This is a genomic window from Amycolatopsis sp. cmx-4-83 (assembly GCF_046548815.1).
In the GTDB taxonomy this organism is placed as follows: Bacteria; Actinomycetota; Actinomycetes; order Mycobacteriales; family Pseudonocardiaceae; genus Amycolatopsis; species Amycolatopsis pretoriensis_A.
Window position 1 is genome coordinate 128149 of sequence record NZ_JAEBEF010000013.1, and the last position, 19421, is coordinate 147569.

18 protein-coding genes are annotated in these 19421 nt (G+C 70.7%); 10 read left to right on the top strand and 8 right to left on the bottom strand.

Annotated elements, in window-relative coordinates:
* Nucleotides 1-474 precede the first annotated feature (474 nt).
* Complete coding sequence (locus tag ACLJQM_RS36895; RefSeq protein WP_360772977.1) at nucleotides 475-1104, bottom strand: TetR/AcrR family transcriptional regulator; 630 nt, start codon at nucleotides 1102-1104, stop codon at nucleotides 475-477.
* Nucleotides 1105-1172: 68 nt separating this feature from the next.
* On the opposite strand from ACLJQM_RS36895, the gene ACLJQM_RS36900 reads away from it, so the two are divergent.
* Nucleotides 1173-2057: an NAD(P)H-binding protein gene (locus ACLJQM_RS36900; protein WP_410634956.1), complete on the top strand. Its 885-nt coding sequence runs from the start codon at nucleotides 1173-1175 to the stop codon at nucleotides 2055-2057.
* A gap of 239 nt (nucleotides 2058-2296) precedes the next feature.
* Nucleotides 2297-3178 carry a transporter substrate-binding domain-containing protein gene (locus tag ACLJQM_RS36905; RefSeq protein WP_410634957.1) on the top strand — a complete coding sequence of 294 codons (882 nt, stop codon included), beginning with the start codon at nucleotides 2297-2299 and terminating at the stop codon, nucleotides 3176-3178.
* 7 nt (nucleotides 3179-3185) lie between these two features.
* Here the strand turns inward: ACLJQM_RS36905 and ACLJQM_RS36910 are convergent, their stop codons facing one another.
* Entirely contained in the window at nucleotides 3186-3914 is a 729-nt protein-coding gene (locus tag ACLJQM_RS36910; RefSeq protein ID WP_410634959.1) for a FadR/GntR family transcriptional regulator, read from the bottom strand.
* Between the two features lie 179 nt (nucleotides 3915-4093).
* On the opposite strand from ACLJQM_RS36910, the gene ACLJQM_RS36915 reads away from it, so the two are divergent.
* Genes ACLJQM_RS36915 through ACLJQM_RS36930 form a run of 4 tightly spaced genes read left to right on the top strand, consistent with a single transcriptional unit; the run spans nucleotide 4094 to nucleotide 9104 of the window.
* Nucleotides 4094-5437: an ABC transporter substrate-binding protein gene (locus ACLJQM_RS36915; RefSeq protein ID WP_410634960.1), complete on the top strand. Its 1344-nt coding sequence runs from the start codon at nucleotides 4094-4096 to the stop codon at nucleotides 5435-5437.
* Nucleotides 5434-6312 carry a carbohydrate ABC transporter permease gene (locus ACLJQM_RS36920; RefSeq protein WP_410634962.1) on the top strand — a complete coding sequence of 293 codons (879 nt, stop codon included), beginning with the start codon at nucleotides 5434-5436 and terminating at the stop codon, nucleotides 6310-6312. The genes ACLJQM_RS36915 and ACLJQM_RS36920 overlap by 4 nt, the downstream gene beginning before the upstream one ends.
* Nucleotides 6302-7177: a carbohydrate ABC transporter permease gene (locus ACLJQM_RS36925; RefSeq protein ID WP_360772961.1), complete on the top strand. Its 876-nt coding sequence runs from the start codon at nucleotides 6302-6304 to the stop codon at nucleotides 7175-7177. Before ACLJQM_RS36920 ends, ACLJQM_RS36925 begins: the two co-directional genes overlap by 11 nt.
* 1 nt (nucleotide 7178) lies before the next feature.
* On the top strand, nucleotides 7179-9104 hold the full coding sequence (locus tag ACLJQM_RS36930) for a hypothetical protein (RefSeq protein ID WP_410634964.1): 1926 nt from the start codon (nucleotides 7179-7181) through the stop codon (nucleotides 9102-9104).
* Nucleotides 9105-9167: 63 nt separating this feature from the next.
* Here ACLJQM_RS36930 and ACLJQM_RS36935 read toward each other — a convergent pair whose 3' ends face one another.
* Genes ACLJQM_RS36935 through ACLJQM_RS36945 form a run of 3 tightly spaced genes read right to left on the bottom strand, consistent with a single transcriptional unit; the run spans nucleotide 9168 to nucleotide 11926 of the window.
* Complete coding sequence (locus ACLJQM_RS36935; protein WP_410634965.1) at nucleotides 9168-9920, bottom strand: ATP-binding cassette domain-containing protein; 753 nt, start codon at nucleotides 9918-9920, stop codon at nucleotides 9168-9170.
* Entirely contained in the window at nucleotides 9917-10885 is a 969-nt protein-coding gene (locus tag ACLJQM_RS36940; RefSeq protein ID WP_360772952.1) for an ABC transporter permease, read from the bottom strand. The genes ACLJQM_RS36935 and ACLJQM_RS36940 overlap by 4 nt, the downstream gene beginning before the upstream one ends.
* Nucleotides 10886-10897: 12 nt before the next feature.
* On the bottom strand, nucleotides 10898-11926 hold the full coding sequence (locus ACLJQM_RS36945; RefSeq protein WP_410634967.1) for a substrate-binding domain-containing protein: 1029 nt from the start codon (nucleotides 11924-11926) through the stop codon (nucleotides 10898-10900).
* Between the two features lie 248 nt (nucleotides 11927-12174).
* Between ACLJQM_RS36945 and ACLJQM_RS36950 the strand changes: the two genes are divergently transcribed.
* From ACLJQM_RS36950 to ACLJQM_RS36965, 4 genes are read left to right on the top strand one after another with little or no spacing between them, the layout of a single operon-like run.
* Nucleotides 12175-13497 (top strand): enolase C-terminal domain-like protein, encoded by a 1323-nt coding sequence (locus tag ACLJQM_RS36950; protein ID WP_410634968.1) that lies wholly within the window; start codon nucleotides 12175-12177, stop codon nucleotides 13495-13497.
* Between the two features lie 46 nt (nucleotides 13498-13543).
* Nucleotides 13544-14590, top strand: a complete 1047-nt coding sequence (locus tag ACLJQM_RS36955) for a sugar ABC transporter substrate-binding protein (protein WP_410634969.1) — start codon at nucleotides 13544-13546, stop codon at nucleotides 14588-14590.
* 22 nt (nucleotides 14591-14612) lie between these two features.
* On the top strand, nucleotides 14613-16109 hold the full coding sequence (locus ACLJQM_RS36960) for a sugar ABC transporter ATP-binding protein (RefSeq protein WP_410634970.1): 1497 nt from the start codon (nucleotides 14613-14615) through the stop codon (nucleotides 16107-16109).
* The gene (locus tag ACLJQM_RS36965) at nucleotides 16102-17127 is read left to right on the top strand and encodes an ABC transporter permease (RefSeq protein ID WP_410634971.1); all 1026 of its coding nucleotides are present in this window, start codon (nucleotides 16102-16104) and stop codon (nucleotides 17125-17127) included. The genes ACLJQM_RS36960 and ACLJQM_RS36965 overlap by 8 nt, the downstream gene beginning before the upstream one ends.
* An 18-nt stretch (nucleotides 17128-17145) precedes the next feature.
* Here the strand turns inward: ACLJQM_RS36965 and ACLJQM_RS36970 are convergent, their stop codons facing one another.
* The 3 genes from ACLJQM_RS36970 to ACLJQM_RS36980 all read right to left on the bottom strand — a co-directional run bounded on the left by ACLJQM_RS36970 (nucleotide 17146) and on the right by ACLJQM_RS36980 (nucleotide 19379).
* On the bottom strand, nucleotides 17146-17580 hold the full coding sequence (locus ACLJQM_RS36970) for a DUF6228 family protein (RefSeq protein ID WP_410634972.1): 435 nt from the start codon (nucleotides 17578-17580) through the stop codon (nucleotides 17146-17148).
* Between the two features lie 63 nt (nucleotides 17581-17643).
* A complete protein-coding gene (locus ACLJQM_RS36975) occupies nucleotides 17644-18351 on the bottom strand; it encodes a FadR/GntR family transcriptional regulator (RefSeq protein WP_410634974.1) in 708 nt (235 codons plus the stop codon).
* 155 nt (nucleotides 18352-18506) lie between these two features.
* Nucleotides 18507-19379 carry a MerR family transcriptional regulator gene (locus ACLJQM_RS36980; RefSeq protein ID WP_410634975.1) on the bottom strand — a complete coding sequence of 291 codons (873 nt, stop codon included), beginning with the start codon at nucleotides 19377-19379 and terminating at the stop codon, nucleotides 18507-18509.
* Nucleotides 19380-19421 lie beyond the last annotated feature (42 nt).

Genomic DNA, 19421 nt, shown 5'->3' on the forward strand with positions numbered 1-19421 from the left:
CACCAGCGTCTGCTCGGTGGCAGGTCGCGGTGGAGGAGCCTGCGTGTGGGCCGGTGAGGCCGCGTGGTGATCCGCACCGGGACGTTAAGCAGGCGAAGGGGCGGGGCGGGCCGCCGGGGAAGCCGTGACGTGGTGGTGGTTCGGTGGGGAGCACCAGCGTCTGCTCGGTGGCAGGTCGCGGTGGAGGAGCCTGCGTGTGGGCCGGTGAGGCCGCGTGGTGATCCGCACCGGGATGTCAAGCAGGCGAAGGGGCGGGGCGGGCCGCCGGGGAAGCCGTGACGTGGTGGTGGTTCGGTGGGGAGCACCTACGTCCGCTCGGTGGCAGGACGCGGTGGAGGAGCCTGCGGGTGGCCCGGTGAAGCCGCATGGCGAGCCGCATCCGGATGTCAAGCAGGCGAAGGGGCGGGCCGCCGGGGAAGCCGTGACGTGGTGGTGGTTCGGTGGCGAACACCAGCGTCCCGTGTGGACGATGGTTCAGGACTGTTCGCGTCCGTCCGGTGGCAGGACGCGGCGCAGGAGCCGGCGGATGCGGTCGAGGTCGACGTCGGCCGCCAGGCGGGCCTGCTCCGGCGGTTGCTCTGTGAGCGCGTCGACGCCGAACAGCAGGCGGGGGAGTGCCGGGTGGACGGTGAGGCCGATCAGGTCACTCGCCGCGGCGTGCGCCTCGCCGGGCGCGAGCCCCAGCGTCTGCACCAGGTGTGACGCGAGGTCGGCGGTCGTGACCTCGAAAAGGACGTCGTAGAACCCGGCCGCCAGGTCCGGCAGGCGTTCGGCTTCGGCGATCCCGAGGCGGAGCATCCGGCCCACCGACGACCAGCGCAGCAGCTGCACGAAGCGCCCGCAGTACCGCACGACCGCTTCCAGCGGGTCTTCGGCGTACGCCGCGGGCGTGCCCATCCGCTCGCCGAACAGGGCGCGGATGCGCTCGACGACCGCGAGGAACAGCGTGTCCTTGGTCGGGAAGTGCGCGTACAACGAACGCTTCGACGTCTCCGCGCGCGCCGCGATGGCGTCCATGGAGGTCCGTTCGAAGCCGGCTTCCAGGAACGCGAGCTTCGCCGCGTCGAGGATGTGCTCGCGCAGCGCTGCCCCGCGTCGGGCCATGGCGTCCACCTCAAAGTATACGGTACGGTAGAGTTTACTTCTGGTTCCGCTGAACGGAGACATCATCCATGATCGTGGTCACCGCCCCGACCGGGCAGATCGGCAGCAAGCTCGTCGCCACCCTGCTCCAGCGGCGCGAGCCGCTTCGTCTCGTCGTCCGCGACCCCGGGAAGCTGCCCGCCGGAGTGCGGGACCGGGCCGAGATCGTCGTCGGGTCGCACCGCGATCGCGACGTGCTGGACCGCGCCCTCGACGGTGCCGGCGCCCTGTTCTGGCTGATGCCGGCGGACGCGACCGCGAGCAGTCCCTACGAGGCCTACGTGAGCGCCTCGATCCCGGGTGCCGACGCCGTCGTGCGCCACGCGGTTCCCCGGGTCGTGGTCGTCTCCGCGCTCGGCCGCGGCTCGGGGATCTACGCCGGGCACGTGTCGGCCTCGCACGCGATGGAGGACCTCTTCCGCAGCACCGGCGCGCACCTGCGGGCGCTGGCGCTGCCCGCGTTCATGGACAACTTCCTGAGGCAGGCGGCCGGCATCGGGGCCGGGGTCCTCTCCGGCACCCTCCCCGCCGGCTTCGCCACGCCCTGGATCGCGACCGAGGACATCGCGGCGCTCGCCGCCGGGTACCTCCTCGACCGCGCTTGGACCGGGCAGGACACCGTCGACGTCCTCGGTGGCGAAGACCTTTCGCACCACGACATCGCCGAAATCCTCACCGACGTCCTCGGAGCGCCCGTCGCGTACCGGCCCGGGGACCGCGCCGCCGTCGAGCGTTTCCTCGTCGGCCGTGGTTTCTCCGAGGCGATGGCCCGTTCCGTGACGGACATGGACGTCGCCGGCGAACGCGGCATCAACAACGGCACGCCCCGCACCGCCGGGAACACCACGCCCACCACGTTCCGCGAATTCGCCGTCGAAGTGATCAAGCCGGCGGTGGTCGCTGCCGGGCGCTGACGGCGAGAGCACTTCCGGCGGCGGTCGGCGGGTGGGACGTCACCAGTCTCGCTGACGAGCTCGATGCGGCAATGGACTTGTGCGGGTCGGTCCGAAAAAGACCGAAGTTAAGCGGGTTGAACTGGGCGACAGTTTGTGCAACGATCGCCGCCGTCTCAGCAACCTGTTCTTCGCCGGAGTGACCTCAGCCAAGGAAGAAACGCACTATGCGATCCGCTCTTCGTCGACGAAGCCGAAGCATGATCCTCGCGGTCGCCGTCATCGGAACGGCCCTTGCCGGGTGCACCGTGGGTTCCGGGTCCGCGACCTTGGCCACCGCGACGAACCTCGCGGTCGTGCCGACCCTGCACGACGCGCTGCCGCAGGCGATCAAGGATGCCGGGGTGCTCAGGTTCGCCGGTGATTCCCATCCGCCCTACCGCACGGTCGCCCAGGACGGCATGGTCACCGGGATCGACGCCGACTTCCAGGCCGCGATCGGGCAGGTGCTCGGGGTCAGGACGCAGACCGTCGTCGTCGCCGGTCTGCCTGCCGCGCTGCAAGGCATGCTGGGCAACCGGTACGACGCGTTCAACGGCCCGGTCAAGGCCACCGCCGAGCGGGAGAAGCAGTTCGACACGATCACCTGGATGACCACCCGCACCGCCTACGTCTTCCCCGTCGGTTCGACGGCCGGGATCGCGCGGGTCGAAGACCTCTGCGGCAAGCGCATCGCGGTGGTGACCGCCAGCGTCGTCGAGGAGCAGCTGGGCAAGCTGTCTCGCTTCTGCACCGATCACCGGCACCCGGCGACGCAGACCGTCGGCCTCGACGACACCGACGCCACGCTGCTGGCCACCCGCTCGGGCCGCGCGGACGCCGCCGGGATGACGGAGGCGGCCGCGATCGACGTGACGCAGCGGCAGGGCGGGAACAAGTACGTCACCCAGACCGAGGCGCAGGGGGCGACGAAGGACGATCTGGCGTTGTACGTCCCCAAGTCCTCGAAGCTGGGCCCGGTCCTGCAGCAGGTGTTCGAAGAGCTGTTCCGGAACGGCACGTACGTCGGGATCATGTCGCGCTGGGGGCTGAACCAGGTCTCGGTCCCGAAGCCGGTGCTCAACGCGGCCACCTCGGGCTAGGCACGCGCTAGCCGAACACCCGGCGCTGGATCTCGCGGCGGTAGTCCTCCAAGGTGTTGTCGAGGTGGACCGCGGCGGCTTCGGCGGCCGCTTCCGGGTTGCCGGCGCGGATGGCCTCGAAGATCGCCGCGTGTTCCTCGATCGCCTCGGCCGCGTGGCCGCCGACCGTGCCGTGGAGGCCGATGGTGCTGGACTGGCGTTGCAGCCGCCGGGCTTCGCGGACGGACGCCAGGAAGAACTGGTTGTGGGACGCGGCCGCGATGCCGAGGTGGAAGTCTTCGTCGCCGCGGTCGAACAGGGCGGCCTCGCCGGTCAGGTGGCCTTCCCGGCAGGTTTCCGCGGCCGCCTCGATCGTGCGGAGCTCGGCCGGGGTGGCCCGGGTCGCGGCCAGCCGGGCGGCGGTCGTCTCCTGGACGCGGCGGAACTCGAACAGCATGTAGACGTGGTCCAGGTCGGTGGGCAGGAAGAAGCCCGACCACCGGGCCGAGCCGAGCATCCCTTCGTCGTCGGCCACGTAGAGGCCCCGGCCCTTCTGGGCGCGCACCCGGCCGAGGGCGGAGAGGATCTTGATCGCCTCGCGCACCACGGTGCGCGAGGTGCTCAGCCGGGCGGCGAGCTCGTTCTCCGTGGGCATGCGGTCCCCGGGCCGCAGCCGGAGCTCGGCGATGAGCTCGAGGACCCGTTCGGCGACGAGTTCGTACCCCGGCCGGTACGGGGCCGACGGCGGCTCGTCCACCGGCTCACCTCCTTCGCGCTCGGTGGTCGGAGTGTAGAGGGCTGCCGATGAGTATGACTCATTATGACTCGCCTCTTGACGAACCCCCGGCCAAGACGCTGAGATGGTGCCGCCGAAGCAGCCGTCTGCCGAAGATGTGTCTGACACATATCAGGTGCCACGATGAAGTGGAGTACCTCATGACAGTTCGTGCGCGCGCCACCGCAGCCCGTCGGCGGGCGGGCCTGGTCCTCGGTGCGGTGGCCACCCTCGCCGCGGTCACGGCCTGCGGGAACGGGGGGAGCGGCGGCGGCCAGGGCGGGTTCCAGCCGGTGCCGCAGACCGGCGGGAAGATCGTCGTCTGGGTCGACTCGACGCGGCTGCCCGCCGCCCAGGCGTACCAGAAGCAGCACCCCGCGGTGCAGCTGGACATCGTCACCTACGACGGCGACGCCAACGGCTCGAACTACCTGCAGACCAAGGTGGGCCTGTTCAACCGGACCCGCAGCGGCTGGCCGGACGTCGTGTTCAGCTCGCAGAACAACGAAGCGACGTGGGCTGTGCAGGCCGGGTTCACCGCGCCGCTGGACAAGGGCCAGGTCCCGGCCGCCACCCTGAACGGCTGGACCGCCGGCGCCAACGACCCGTGCACGGTCGACGGCACGCTCTACTGCCTGCGCAACGACCTCGCCCAGACCGTGCTCTGGTACAACGCGTCCCTGATGCGGTCCTGGGGTTACCAGGTCCCCAAAACCTGGGAGGACTACCAGGCGCTGGGGCAGCGCGTCGCGGCGGAGCACCCGGGCTACCTGGTGGGCGCGGCCGGCGACAGCTTCGCCCCCGAGATCTACCTCTGGGCCGGCAAGTGCGGCGCCAACGAGATCACCGGCCCCAAGAAGGTCAAGGTCGACACCACCAGCCCGGCCTGCACGCGGATGGCGGCCCTGCTCGACACGCTCGTGCGCAACAAGACGATGTCGACCGGGAGCGTGTTCAGCTCCGACTTCGCCAAGAACGCCGCGGACAAGATCCTCATGCTGCCCGGGCCGTCGTGGTTCGGCGGGTCGGTGTTCCAGGAGTCGCTGAAGACCCCGGCCGGGCAGATCGCCGCCGCCCCGCTGCCGCAGTGGGCCGGCGACCCGGCGCCGTCGGTGGGCAACGTCGGCGGCGGCACCTGGCTGCTGTCCGCCCACAGCGCCAACCTCAAGGACGCCACCGACTTCCTCACCTGGGTCACGACTTCCGACGAGTACCAGGGCAAGACCGCCCCGGGCTACCCGGCGTACGGCCCGGCGGCCAAGACGTGGCTGGCGAAGCAGGCCTCCGGCGGGTACTACGCCAACGACGTCACCGGCCCCCTGCAGGCGGCGGCCCCGCAGGTGTGGCGCGGGTGGGGCTACGGTCAGTTCAGCCAGGAGGCGATCTGGGCCGCGACCGTCACCCCGGGCCTGACGGCGGGCAAGCCGATCGTCTCGATGCTCCCGGAGTGGCAGACCGCGATCACCGACTACGCGCAGTCGAACGGGTACGAGGTCAGCCGGTGACGCGACGGCGGACGTTCCGGCCGGGCCGGTCCGGGCACCTGTTCGTCGCCGCCTACGTCGTCCTGCTGATCGCGTTCGGCGTCGTCCCCACGGTGTACGCGGTGTACTTCGCCTTCACCGACGCGGGCGACGAATTCGCCGGCGTGGCGAACTTCGTCGAGGCCGCGAGCGACTTCCGGTACCTCGCCGCGGTCGGGCACGTGACGCTGTACCTCGTGCTCTGGCTGGTGTCCCTGGTGGTGTTCGTGGTCGCGCTGGCGCTGCTGCTGCACCGCCTGGGAGCGGCCGCCGTCAGCAGGGCGCTGCGGTTCCTCTACTACATCCCGGGCGCGCTGGCCGGGGCCGCGAGCGTCATGGTGTGGCTGTTCCTGCTCGACCCGGCGGTGAGCCCGGTGAGCGCGCTGCTGCGCGCGTTCGGGTTCGACACCTTCGGCCAGGTCGTCGCGCCGGAGCACCTCCCGGTCCTGTTCACGCTGATCGCCTTCTGGACCGGGGCGGGCGGCTGGATCGTCGTGCTGTACGGCGCGCTGAACACCATCTCGCCCGAGCTGCTGGAGGCCGCGCGGATCGACGGCGCCGGGGCGTGGCAGACGGCGTGGCGGATCCAGATCCCCCTGCTGCGCAAGTGGATCGTCTACATGGTCATCCTGGCCTTCGCCGGCGGGACCCAGCTGTTCGTCGAACCGCAGCTGCTGTCGCAGGCGAGCGTCGGCGTGGCCGGGCGCGACTACTCGCTCAACCAGCTCTCCTACGACTTCGCCTTCCAGATCAACAACGTCAACACCGCCGCGGCGATCTCGGTGGAGCTGCTGGTGGTCGGGCTCGTCGTCGCCGGGGTGTTCGTCGCGCGATCGGGGTTCTTCGATGCCGACTGAGGGCGCCCGCCGGCGCGTGAACCCGCTGCCGGCCTTGATCCTGGTGCTGTTCCTGGTGTTCTTCGTGCTCCCGCTGCTGTGGCTCGTGCTGGCGGCCACGAAGACCGACGACCAGCTCGTGCACGGGAACCCGCTGTCCTTCGGCTCGTGGCGGGCGCTGGCGGACAACTGGAGCGCGCTCACGTCCTTCCAGGACAACGCCATCTTCCACTGGCTGGGCAACTCCGCGCTCTATTCGTTCGTGGCGCTGGCGATCACGCTGGGCGTGGCGATCCCGGCCGGCTACGCGCTCGCCATGACCGAGTTCCGCGGCCGCAAGACGCTCCTCGTCGCGACGCTGGTGGTCATGCTGATGCCGAACGCCACCCTCGTCGTGCCGCTGTTCCTCGAACTCAACGCGGTGCGGCTGATCGGCTCGATGTGGTCGGTCGTGCTGCCGTACGCTTTCTACCCGTTCGGCGTGTACCTGACCTACATCTACTTCACCACCGCCGTGCCCCGCGACCTGCTCGACGCGGCCGAGCTCGACGGCTGCACGCAGTTCGGGGTGTTCCGGCGCGTCGCGCTGCCGCTGGCCGCGCCGATCGTCGCACTGGTCGGGTTCTTCAGCTTCGTGGCCAACTGGACGAACTACTTCCTGCCCTACGTCCTGCTGCCGCAGAGCGACCAGTTCCCGGTCCAGGTGGGCCTGGGCACCCTGCTGAACTCGGTGCCGCAGTTCAACCCGACGGTCGGCACCGCGGCGGTGCAGCGCCCGGAGCTGGCGCTGGCCACGCTGCTGGCGATCACGCCGGTGCTCGTCGTTTTCCTGTTCTCCCAGCGCTTCCTGGTCGCCGGGATGCTGGCCGGCGCGACCAAGGAGTGACGTGCACCCCGTCATCACGGCCTCGGTGCCGCTGCTCGAACCGCCGGGCTGGGCGCTCGCCCAGCGGGAGCTGTTCGCCCTGCTCGACCGCGCCTGGCGGCAGTTCGCCCGGGACTTCACCGGCCCGGACGGGCGGCTCGTCTACGCGGACGCGCTCACCACCCGCGACGGCGTCGACGACTTCTACGAGACGTTCTTCAACTGGCCCCAGCTCTACCTGCTCGGCGGCGCCGACGACCTGCTCGCCGAGTCGGAGCGGCACTGGGAAGGCGTCACCCGGCAGCTGACCGAGCTGGGCATGCTGGCCGGCGGATACGAACGCGGCTACGACTGGTTCCACCAAGGCGAAAGCCTGCTGCTGCTGTACTTCCTGTGCATGGCGGCGCCCGGGCGGTGGCGCGCTCGCGCGCTGCGGTTCGCGGAGCTCTACGTCGACCCGGCCCACGGCAACTACGACCCCGCGCACCGGATCATCCGCCGTCCGCACAACGGCAGCGACCCCGCCCGCGAAGGACTCTTCGACGGCGGCTCGTACCCGTGGCTGCCGCACGAAGCCGAGCTGTACGGCTTCCCGCTCGAATGGCTGCTGCCGGCGGACGCCGGGGAGCCACCGCGAGAGCGTGATCCCCGCCTGGGCGAAGAGATGCGGCGGCGGATCGGGGTGGGGGACACCGCGGTCAACCTCGCCGCCTCCGGGCTCGTGTTCAACGCGCTGCTGCTGTCCGGCGAAGAACGCTACCGCGAGTGGCTCGCCGAGTACGTCGGCGCGTGGCGGGAGCGCGCGGCGGCCAACAACGGCATCCTCCCCGACAACGTCGCTCCCGACGGGACCGTCGGCGGGCTGCTGGAGGGCCGCTGGTACGGCGGGCACTACGGCTGGTCCTGGCCGCACGGCTGGTACAGCGTCGGGCACGCGGCCGTCGTCGCCGCCCTGTCCGCCGCGCTCGCCACCGGCGACGACACGTTCACCGACCTGGTGCGCCCGGCGCTGGACGAAATCATCGCCCACGGCAAGGTGATGGCGTTCACCGAAGCGGACTCCAGCCTCGCGTCCAAGTGGACGGTGCAGCTGCGCGAGGACGTCGGCACCCCGACGCTGCACGTGCCTTTCCGCCACGACGACCGGGGCTGGTTCGACCACAACCCGATGCTGATGGGCGTGCCGGTCGCGCTGTGGCACCACTCGGGCGCGGCCGTCGACCGGGACCGCCTCGACCGGCTGCGCGCGGCCGGCGGCCACGACTGGCGGACCGTCCGGCCGTTCCGCAGCAAGGAAGAGGCCGGGCACGAGGAGCCCTGGTTCGCCTACCTGGCCGGGGACAACCCGGAGTACCCGGAGCGGATCCTCGCCGCCGCCCAGGCCCAGGTCCGCCACCGGCTGGCGCGGATGGCGCGGTACCGCGGCCGTCCCGTTCCCGAGGCCGACATCCACCTGTGGCAGCAGTCCAACCCCGTGGTCACCGAAGCGCTGGTGCAGCTCACGTGGGGCGGTCCGCAGGTGATCTACAACGGCGGCCTGCAACAGGCCCGCGTCCGCTACCACGACGCGGCCGCGCGACGCCCCGGCCTGCCCCCGTCGGTGGCGGCGCTGGTCTCCGCCATCGATCCCGGGGCGACCGTGGTCGAGCTGGTCAACCTGGACCCGGCAGCGCCGCGGTCGGTCGTCGTCCAGGCCGGCGCGTTCGCCGAGCACCACTTCCGGACCGCGAGCTACACGACGTGCGACGACCCGTCGTGGATCGGCGGCCTGTACGACTACGGCCACCGCGAACCGGTTGTGACGCAACGCTCGATCGACCTCGACGGCCCGTGGCTGCGGGTGGAGCTGCCGCCCTCCACCCGGATCCGCCTGACGCTGCGGCTGGCGCTGCGGGCCCGTCCGCCGTCGTACGCGACTCCGTTCGAAGAGCCGGAAGGGACGGGGTGACCCGCCCACTTCGCTGGCTGCGAGCGGGGGAGCGCGCCACACCCGCCCTCGCCGTCGCCCGGTCTACTGGCCGCCGCCGAGGCGGTACTCCGCGTTCACCAGCTCCAGCAGCTCGGCCACCGACGTGTCCGCGGATGCCCGGTCGAACGTGATTTCCCCGTGCTGCACCAGGTTCACCCGGTCGCAGACGTCCACCACCTGGCCGTAGTTGTGGGCGATGAGGATGATCGCGATGTCCCCGCGCTGCTTCAGTTCCTGCAGCAGGCGCAGGATCACCGCGCTCTCCTTGGCGCCCATCGCGGCGAGCGGCTCGTCGAGCAGCAGCAGCTTCGCGTTCGAATACACCGACCTCGCGACCGCGATCGCCTGCCGCTGGCCGCCGGAGAGCATGCCGACCTCGGTGGTCACCGACGGGATGCTGATGCCGATCGAGTCGAGCGCCTCGCGCGCGCGGCGCTTCATCTCCCCGCGCCGCAGGAACGGCAGCGGGCGGTGCGTCAGCTCGCGGTTCAGGTGCAGGTTCAGGTAGACGGGCAGGTCGTCGACCATCGCCAGGTCCTGGAACACCGTCTCGATGCCCAGCGACCTCGCGTGCACCACCGACTTCAGCGTCACCGGCTCGCCCTCGAACAGGAGACGGCCGCCGTCGGGCTGGTGGTAGCCGGTGAAGATCTTGATCAGCGTCGACTTGCCCGCGCCGTTGTCCCCGATGAGCCCGAGGATTTCGCCGCGCCCCACGTGCAGGGAAATGTCGGTGAGCGCGGCGACCGGCCCGAAGCTCTTGCTGATGCCTTCGGCACGGATGACGTCGGTCATGCCACCTCCCGGGAGCCGACGCGTTTGCGCACCACGATCAGCGTCACGTTCAGCACCATCGCGCCCAGGATGGCGGCGCCGAGCACGACGTTGAACGCGTTCGCGCTGATCCCGGTCAGGTTGAACCCGTCGAACACGATGCCGAGCAGCAGCGCGCCCAGGAACGCACCGGCCACCGTCCCCGATCCGCCGAGCAGCGCCGTCCCGCCGATGACGGCCGCCGCCACCGCGAAGAACATCGTCGTGAACCCCCCGTTCGTCGGGTCGTACGAGCCGACCCGGGTGCCCTGCAGGATGCCGGCGAGCCCGGCCAGGGTGCTGGTGACCGCGAAGTTGACCACCTTCACCCGGTTGACCGGGATACCGGACTCCGCGGCGCCGACCGGATTGCCGCCGGTGGCCTGCGTGTGGATGCCGAAGCGCGTCGCCGAGAGCACCACCTGCATCACGACGACCACGCCGATCGCCCACAGGAACTCCGTCCAGCGCGCGCCGCCGAACACCTCGAGCACCGCGCTGTCCTTCGGCGCCCCGACCGGCCGGGCGTTGGAGATGACGAGCACCAAGCCCTGCAACAGGAACGCCATGCCGAGGGTGGTGATGAAGGACGGGATCGTCAGCACGGTCCGGATCAGCCCGTTCACCACGCCGATCAGCGCGCTCAGCACGATCGCGGCGAGCAGCGCGAGCCACAGCGGCCAGCCGTTGACGAAGAACTGCATCAGCAGGAACGGGGACAGGGTGAAGACGAAGCCGGCCGACAGGTCGATCTCCCCGCAGATCAGCAGCATCACCTGCCCCGCGGCGATGATCGACCACGGCGCCACGTACTGGGCGATCGTCTGGTAGTTGTCCGCGGAGTTGAACGCGCCGGTCGTCACCGTGAAGTAGATCCCGGCGGCGATCGTGACCAGCAGGATGCTCAGTTCCTTGACCCGCATCACGCCGAGCAGCAGCGATCTCACGTCGTCGCCCCGCTACCGGCTCAGCACCGACGCGGGCGGCAGCGGGATCGAGCCCGGCATCGCGATCACGTCCTTGTTGTCGCCGCCTTCGAACCGGCTCTTGGCCGTCGCGTACGGGCCGACGTTCTCCTTGGTGACGAACGTGAGGCCGGTGTCGGTGACCGGCGGCGCGACCAGCGTGCCGGACAGCCGGAACAGGTACAGGTAGAGCACCGACAGGAAGCCCTGCAGGTACGGGGACTGGTCGATGGTGAAGTCGAGCGCGCCGCCCTTCACCCCGGTGACCGTGTCGTCGAGCAGGTCGAACCCGCCGCCGCCGATCTTGCCGGTCAGGCCGCGGTCGGCGATGAGCTTCGCGCACGCGGCGGTGCTGCCCGCGTCGACCGCGTAGATCCCTTTGGCCGCGGTGTTCCCGGTGTAGGCGGCGGTCATCGCGTTGAGCTCGCCGGCCTGCTCGGCGCCGGTGTTCACCGACTGGACGCGCACGCCGGGCGCGGCCTGCTTGAGGGCGTCGGTGATGCCGTCGAGCCGCGGCTGGACGTTGTTGCCGCCCGGCTGGGAGATGCCGACCAGGATGTCGCCGGAGGTGACCTTCTGCGCGATGCGCTGCCCCATCCGGAAACCGGACAGGTACAGGTCCTGGCCGACGTAGGTCAGCGGGTAGTTGCCGGCCGCGTTGGCGTTGTATGCGATGACGGGAATGCCTTGGCCGAGCGCGCGTTTGGTGAGGTCGACGAACGCGTTGTCGTCGGTCAGGGCCACGGCGATCCCGTCGGCCTTGCCGGTGATCGCGGTCTCCATGGCGCTCGCCATCTGGGCGACGTTGCCGTTCTCCGAGCCGGTCCACTGTGGCTCGGGCACCCCGAGCAGGGCCGCGGCGTCGGCGAGGCCGGTTCGCGTCGGCACGAAGAACGAGTTCGTGGTGACGTGGTTGACGAACACGAACCGCCACTGCGGCGTGCCCGGGAATGGCCCGGACCGGCCCCCGTTCTGGCCTTCTTGGACGCTCGTGCACGCGGTGAGCAGCGCGCTCGCCGCCACGCCTCCGGCCCCCAGATACTTGAGCGCGGATCTCCGGGAAGTGCCTGTTCCAGCTGTCATGGTGACCCCGAATCCATCTCAGCGGCAGTGCTTCGGCTACGACGGGTCTCTCGCGGTGAGGCGTCAAAAAGGTAGCAGACGTATGATGTCTCGACCAGACTTTTGTGGACGCAACCTTGCTTCTGGACTTTTTGGCGGCGGAAGCGTAGCCATACGTATGTTGTCTGTCCGGAGTGTTCGAGGGAGAGGTGGCGACCTTGCCCGAGGTGATCAGCGCGATCGAAGCCGTCGACGTCCGCTTCCCGACGTCGCTGAGCCTCGACGGTTCCGACGCGATGAACCCGGAACCCGACTACTCCGCCGCCTACGTGACCATCCGCACGAGCACGGGGGAGGAGGGGTACGGCCTCGCGTTCACCGTCGGCCGCGGCAACGACGTGCAGGTCGCCGCCGTCCGGGCCCTGGTGCCGTTGGTCGCGGGGATGCCGGTCGAGGACGCGCTCGCCGATCTCGGCGGTTTCTCGCGCCGCCTCACCGGCGACAGCCAGCTCCGGTGGCTGGGCCCCGACAAGGGCGCGATCCACATGGCGGCGGCGGCGATCGTCAACGCCGTGTGGGACCTGCGGGCGCGCCGCGAAGGCAAGCCGGTCTGGCGGCTGCTCGCCGGGCTGCCGCCGGCGGAACTGGTCGATCTGGTCGACTTCCGGTACCTGCGGGAAGCGCTTACCCGGGACGAGGCCCTCGACATCCTCCGCCGCGCCGAACCCGGCCGGGCCGCGCGGCAGGCCGAGCTGCTCGCGTCGGGTTATCCCGCCTACACCACGACTCCCGGCTGGCTCGGCTACGCGCCGGAGAAACTCGCGGCGCTCGCGGCGGAGGCGGTCGAGGCCGGGTTCACCCAGATCAAGCTCAAGGTCGGGGCCGACCTCGACGAGGACGTCCGGCGGCTCCGGCTGGCCCGCGAGGTCGTCGGCCCGGACGTGCGGATCGCCATCGACGCCAACCAGGTGTGGGGTGTCGACCAGGCCATCGCGTGGCTGCGGCCGCTGGCGGAGTTCGACCCGTACTGGATCGAAGAGCCGACCTCACCCGACGACGTGCTCGGCCACGCCGCGATCCGCCGGGCGGTCGCGCCGATCAAGGTGGCCACCGGGGAGCACACGCACAACGCGGTGATGTTCAAGCAGCTGCTGCAGGCGGAGGCGATCGACGTCCTGCAGCTCGACGCGAGCCGGGTCGCCGGCGTCACCGAGAACATCGCGATCCTGTTGCTGGCCGCGAAGTTCGGCGTGCCGGTGTGCCCGCACGCCGGCGGGGTCGGGCTGTGCGAAATGGTGCAGCACCTGGCGATGTTCGACTTCGTCGCGGTGAGCGGGACGCGGCACGACCGCGTCATCGAGTACGTGGACCACCTGCACGAGCACTTCGTCGACCCGGTGCGGGTCGAGCGCGGGAGGTACCTGGCTCCGGAGCGGCCCGGCCTCGGCGCCCGGCTGCACCCCGGATCCCTCGCGCGCTACCGGTACCCCGACGGTCCGGCCTGGCAAGAAGAAGCGGTGGTGGTCGCATGAGCACCGGCCCGCACACCCGTCCGCAGCCCGTCAACGAGGAGAGGTCATGAAGATCCGCTACCTGTGCGCCGTCGCGCTCGTCGCGGCCGGCGTGCTCGCCGGCTGCAGCAGCGGCGGCACGACGGCGTCCGGCGGCACCGTCGTCGGCGTCGACTACCCGCGCTCGGACACCGACTTCTGGAACGCCTACATCAAGTACGTGCCCCAGTTCGCCGGGCGGTTCGGGCTCGACCTCAAGACGACGAACTCGCAGAACGACGTCGCCACGCTGACCGCCAACGTGCAGACGATGATCAGCCAGGGCGTCAAGGGTGTCGTCATGGCGCCGCAGGACACCGCGGCGATCATCCCGACGCTGCAGCAGCTGGCGGGCAAGAAGATCCCCGTCGTGTCCGTCGACACCCGACCCGACCAGGGCAACGTCTACATGGTCGTCCGGGCGGACAACCGCGCCTACGGGGAAAAGGCGTGCCGGTTCCTCGGCACGAAGCTCGGCGGCCGCGGCAAGGTCGTGATGCTGCAGGGCGACCTCGCCTCGATCAACGGGCGCGACCGCACCGAGGCCTTCGACGACTGCATGAAGCAGAACTTCCCCGCCGTCACGGTGTTCGGCGAAGCCACCAACTGGGACGCCGGCACCGCGGCCCAGAAACTGCAGACGCGGCTGACCGCGAACCCGGACATCAAGGGCGTCTACATGCAGTCCAGCTTCGCGCTTTCCGGGACGCTGCAGCTGCTGAAGCAGCGGGGCCTGCTCGTGCCGCCGTCCGATCCGAAGCACGTGTTCGTCGTGTCCAACGACGGTATTCCCGAGGAGCTCGAGAAGATCCGGGCCGGCGAAATGGACGCGACGGTGTCCCAGCCCGCGGACCTGTTCGCCCAGTACGCGTTGCAGTACGTCAAGGACGCGATCGACGGCAAGAAGCCGGTGCCGGGCCGGACCGACCACGACAGCACCATCGTGGCCGTGCGCGACGGCCTGATGGAGGACCAGCTGGCCGCGCCGCTGGTCACCGCCGACGGCGCGGTCTTCGGGCCGGTGGCCAGCGTCAAGGTCGACGACAAGTCGTTGTGGGGCAACAGCAAGAGCTGACCGCCTCGGGAAGGAGGTGACCATGAGCACGGTGCCCGTCGTCGAAGCGCGGCAGGTGGTCAAGCGCTACGGCGCCACCACCGCGCTGGACCACGCCGACCTCACCGTCCTACCGGGACAGACGCACGCCCTCGTCGGCCGCAATGGCGCCGGGAAGTCGACGCTCGTCGCCGTCCTCACCGGCCTGACCGCGCCGGACTCCGGATCGCTGCTGATGAACGGCGAGCCCGTGCCCCGGCTGTCCGAACGGGACGGCTGGCGGTCGCGGGTCGCCTGCGTGTACCAGCGCTCGACGATCATCCCGGACCTTTCGGTGGCGGAGAACCTGTTCCTGAACCGGCAGGAGACGCTGCGCGGGTTCGTGCGCTGGTCCGCGGTGCGGCGGGCGGCCACCCAGCTGCTCGAACGCTGGTCGGTGGACGTCGACGTCCGCCGGCCGGCGGGGGAGCTCGGGGTCGAGCAGCGGCAGTTCATCGAGATCGCCCGATCGCTGTCCTTCGGCGCGCGGTTCGTCATCCTCGACGAGCCGACCGCGCAGCTGGACGGCGGCGCCATCACCCGGCTGTTCGGCCACATCGCCGAGCTGCAGCGCCAGGGCGTGACGTTCCTGTTCATCAGCCACCACCTGCAGGAGGTCTACGACATCTGCGACACGGTCACGGTCTACCGCGACGCCCGCCACGTCCTGACCGCCCCGGTCGCCGACCTGCCGAAGCCCGACCTCGTCGCGGCGATGACCGGCGAGAACGCCGTCGTGGCCGAAGAACGCGCGTCGTCGGCGCGGCGCGGCCCGGCCGTGCTCCGGGTGCGCGAGCTGAGCCTCGCCCCGCACTACGCGGGCGTGTCCTTCGAAGTCGCGCCCGGCGAGATCGTCGGGCTGGCCGGCGCCGGCGGCAGCGGCAAGACCGAGGTCGCCGAAACGCTCGCCGGACTGCGGGCGGCCGATTCGGGCACCGTCGACGTCGGTGACCACCGCCCCCGCCCCGGCGACGTTCCGGCGGCACTCGCCGCCGGGCTCGGCTTCGTCCCGGAAGACCGCCACCACCAGGGGCTCGTGCCCGGGATGTCGGTCGCGGACAACACCACGTTGTCCGTCATGGACCGGCTCGGCCCGGGCATCTTCGTCCGGTCCGGGCTTCGCGACCGGCTGGCCGGGACGATGATCGACCGGCTCGAGGTGAAGACACCCGGCCCCGGGCTCGCGGTGTCGGCGTTGTCCGGCGGCAACCAGCAGAAGGTCGTCATGGCCCGTGCGCTCGCCGGTGATCCCCGGGTGCTCGTGCTGATCACCCCGACCGCGGGCGTGGACGTGCGGTCGAAGGAATTCCTCCTCGGCAAGGTGGCCGAAGCCGCGGCCGGGGGCACCGCGGTGCTGATCGCGTCGGACGAGCTGGACGACCTGCGCCTCTGCGACCGCGTGCTGGTGCTGGTCCACGGCCGGCTCACCACCGGGCTGGCCGCCGGCTGGCGGGACCACGAGGTCGTGGCCGCCATGGAAGGAGTCGACCTCGATGCCTGAGAGCCCCACCGCGTTGCGTGCCGCGGCGCGGACCGGATCCGCTGCCGCGCGACCGCCACGGCGTATCGCCTTCGCCCGCCTGCGCGATTTCGCCCTGGTGCCCGGGATCCTCGCGATCGCCGTGGTCGGCCAGCTGGTGAACCCGGTGTTCCTGCAGTACGACAACGTGCTCAACATCCTGCAGACCATGTCGGAGATCGCGTTGCTGGTGCTGGCGCAGACCCTCGTCCTGGTCGTGGGCAAGATGGACCTGTCGCTCGAATCCACTTTCGGCCTGGCGCCCGGCGTCGCGGCCTGGCTGACGATCGAGGGCGGCCACTCGCTCGGCCTCCTGCCCTCGTGGACCGCGGTTCCCGTGGTGCTCGCGGTCGGCGTGCTGGTCGGGGTCCTCAACGCCCTGCTGATCGTCCGGTTCGGGCTGAGCGGGTTCGTGGTCACCCTCGGCATGCTGATCGTGCTGCGTGGCCTGCTCACCGGGATCTCCGGCGGCCAGACGTTCTTCGGCATGCCCGAGTCGATGCTCTACCTCGGCACCACGCTGTGGGCCGGGATCCCGGCCTCCATCTGGATCTGCGTGCTGCTGTTCGCCGGCGGTGCCGTGCTGCTCGGGTACACCCGGTTCGGCCGCAGTCTCTACGCGATCGGCGGCAACGAGGACGCGGCGAAGGCCGGTGGGATCCGGACCGACCGCATCGTGTGGATCGTCCTCATCGGCGCGAGCGTGCTGGCCGCGCTCGGCGGGCTGCTGCTTTCGGGCCGGCTCGCTTCGGTGGCCGCCGGCCAGGGCAACGGCTACATCTTCACGGTCTTCGCCGCGGCGGTCATCGGCGGCGTCAGCCTGAACGGCGGCCGGGGCACCGTGTTCGGCGCCTTCACCGGGATCCTGCTGCTGTACATGATCCAGAACGTGCTCACGCTGGCCGGCGTGCCCGCGCAGTGGATCGGGGCGCTCAACGGCACGATCATCCTGGTGGCGCTGGTGATGTCCCGCATCACCAGCGGTAAACGGCAGGGTTGAGAGGCGGTCTCGCCGTGGCTACCCGACCACGCTCGTGAGGAAGGTGCGGACTTCGGCGGCGAGGGTGCGCATCTCCTCACCGGCCGCGTGCACGGTGGTGGTCTCGAAGCGCCACTCCTCGGCCGGCGGCCGGTCGTGGATGCCCCACGTCAGGTGGACGTGGCCGCCCGAGCGGTGTTCGGCCGAGATCGTCAGGTCGTGTTCCAGGGAATGCCAGGCGCGCGCCCCTTCCCAGCCGCGGAAGTCCTCGGCCAGCGCGGCGAGGAAGGCGTCGAGGCCGTCGCCGTCCCACGTCCGCACCCGGGTCTCGACGCTCACCTGTGTCCCGCGGGCCTTCACCAGGAAGTCGAGCGCGGGATCGTTCCCGAACGGCCTCGCCGGCTCGGTCAGGAGCAGGTGGACCGGTCGTGGTCCGGGATCTCCCACGTGGACCGTCGGGCCGTCTTCGATCATTCGAGCAGGTTAGAAGCCGTGAGACTCGATGACCAACTGCCGGCTCCGCGCCGTCGGTACCCGCTAAGCGTCGTCCAGGGTTCGCAGCTCGGCCAGGTGGTCGCGCAGCCAGCGCTCGGACGTGTCCACGTGCATCAGCGCGGCGGCGGTGGCCACGGCGGGGTCGCGGCCGGCCAGCGCGTCGTAGATCGCCCGGTGCTGGGACAAGGTCTCGTGCGTGGCGCCGCGGTCGACGGTGCCGCGCCAGATCCGCGCGCGCAGCGTCCGCGAGGAGATGCCGTCCAGCAGGGCGGTCAGGGTTTCGTTGCCCGCGGCGGTGATCACCTCGCGGTGGAAGGCGGCGTCGAGCACGGTCAAGCGCTCGACGTCTTCGACCGCTTCCTGCATCGCGTCGAGCAGCTCGGCCACGGTCCGCAGCCGGTCGTCGGTGATCCGGGTGGCGGCGAGGCCGGTGGCCGCCGGTTCCAGGAGCCGCCGCACCTCGGTCAGCTCCAGCACGGTGCCGTCCTGCATGAGCGAGACCGCGTTGCCGAGGCCTTCCAGCAGCAGGCCGGGCGCGAGGCTGGTGACGTAGGTGCCGTCGCCGCGGCGCACTTCGAGGACTCGCGCCAGCGCCAGCGCCTTGACGGCTTCCCGCGTGGGACTGCGGGAAATCCCGAGTTCGGCGGCCAGCTCGTGCTCGGGCGGCAGCCGCGAACCCGCCGGGAACCGGCCGGAGCGGACGAACTCCCGGATCCGGTCGATCGCTTCGTCGGTCAGGGACCTCGCCATGGTGCTCCTCGGACAGTGCTTGGCGAGATCCTATCAGTCATGTGATGAATGCTTGCGGATCGCGGCGTTGTTCGCCTTATTCGACGGATTCTCCGGCAGATGATCACCAGACGTATGATGTTCACGCTGCTGTCGTCAAATCAGGCCGGTCGGTGTCACCGCCGGGCGGCGGCCAGCCACTCCCGCAGCGCGGCCGCCTGGTCCGGGTCGGCGTCCGGCACCGGCGCGCCGCTGATCGTCGCCACCAGCGTGTGGTACTTCTTCAGCAGCTTCAGGCCGGTCGACTCGGCCGGCCACCGCGCGGCCCTGCCGTCCGGGGCGGCGTAGGCGGACTCCTGTGGGCCACGCTCCCCGGTCATGGCGGCGACGAGGTCGGCGGCGCCGTCGGCCTGCCGCGCCGCTCGGGCTTCGAGCATGAGCTTCCGGTGCTCTTCGAGGCGGGCCAGCATCTCCGGCGTGGTCATCAGCCGGCCGCGATCGGCGGCGAAGGTGCGGTGGTAGAAGTCCCGCACCGACGTCCGGAAGTCCTCGTCCCGCACGAGATCGGCCAGCTCGATCCACGCTTCGAGCTGCTCGACGTACGCGGGGTGGACGTCCAGCCCCTCGGTCACGAACTCCCAGAACGCGGCGACGAGCCGGTCCCGCTCGTCGTCGGACAGGGAGACGAGCTTGTGCAGCAGGCCGACCTGGTCCGCGGTCGTCTCCTGCCGCACGATGGTCCGCAGCACGGCGCGGCGGGCCCGGAACTGCCGCAGCCGGTCCTCCACCAGCCGCAGGTGCGCGCGGGCCAGGTCGGGCAGGGTGCTCTCCTCGGCCAGCACCCGGCGGATGTCGGCCAGCCCGGCACCGAGGTCGCGCAGGGTTCGCACGAGCTCGAGCCGGGAAATGGCCTGCACGTCGTAGCGCCGGAAGCCGCCTTCGGTGAGAGCGGTGGGCGTGACGACGCCTTCGTCGGCGTAGAACCGGATCGCGCTCACGCTCAAGCCGGTGCGGTGAGCGACGTCCCCGATGGGGTACAGCTCGGTCATGACACCACTATGGGAGCTCAAGTGGCTTGAGGGTCAAGGACT

Bases quoted from the DNA above. Each gene is read 5' to 3' on its own strand.
- ACLJQM_RS36965 (WP_410634971.1), top strand. From the start codon at position 16,102: ATGCCTGAGAGCCCCACCGCGTTGCGTGCCGCGGCGCGGACCGGATCC.
- ACLJQM_RS36935 (WP_410634965.1), bottom strand. From the start codon at position 9,920: ATGACCGACGTCATCCGTGCCGAAGGCATCAGCAAGAGCTTCGGGCCG.
- ACLJQM_RS36955 (WP_410634969.1), top strand. From the start codon at position 13,544: ATGAAGATCCGCTACCTGTGCGCCGTCGCGCTCGTCGCGGCCGGCGTG.
- ACLJQM_RS36980 (WP_410634975.1), bottom strand. From the start codon at position 19,379: ATGACCGAGCTGTACCCCATCGGGGACGTCGCTCACCGCACCGGCTTG.
- ACLJQM_RS36975 (WP_410634974.1), bottom strand. From the start codon at position 18,351: ATGGCGAGGTCCCTGACCGACGAAGCGATCGACCGGATCCGGGAGTTC.
- ACLJQM_RS36915 (WP_410634960.1), top strand. From the start codon at position 4,094: ATGACAGTTCGTGCGCGCGCCACCGCAGCCCGTCGGCGGGCGGGCCTG.
- ACLJQM_RS36900 (WP_410634956.1), top strand. From the start codon at position 1,173: ATGATCGTGGTCACCGCCCCGACCGGGCAGATCGGCAGCAAGCTCGTC.
- ACLJQM_RS36925 (WP_360772961.1), top strand. From the start codon at position 6,302: ATGCCGACTGAGGGCGCCCGCCGGCGCGTGAACCCGCTGCCGGCCTTG.
- ACLJQM_RS36895 (WP_360772977.1), bottom strand. From the start codon at position 1,104: ATGGCCCGACGCGGGGCAGCGCTGCGCGAGCACATCCTCGACGCGGCG.
- ACLJQM_RS36970 (WP_410634972.1), bottom strand. From the start codon at position 17,580: ATGATCGAAGACGGCCCGACGGTCCACGTGGGAGATCCCGGACCACGA.
- ACLJQM_RS36960 (WP_410634970.1), top strand. From the start codon at position 14,613: ATGAGCACGGTGCCCGTCGTCGAAGCGCGGCAGGTGGTCAAGCGCTAC.
- ACLJQM_RS36905 (WP_410634957.1), top strand. From the start codon at position 2,297: ATGATCCTCGCGGTCGCCGTCATCGGAACGGCCCTTGCCGGGTGCACC.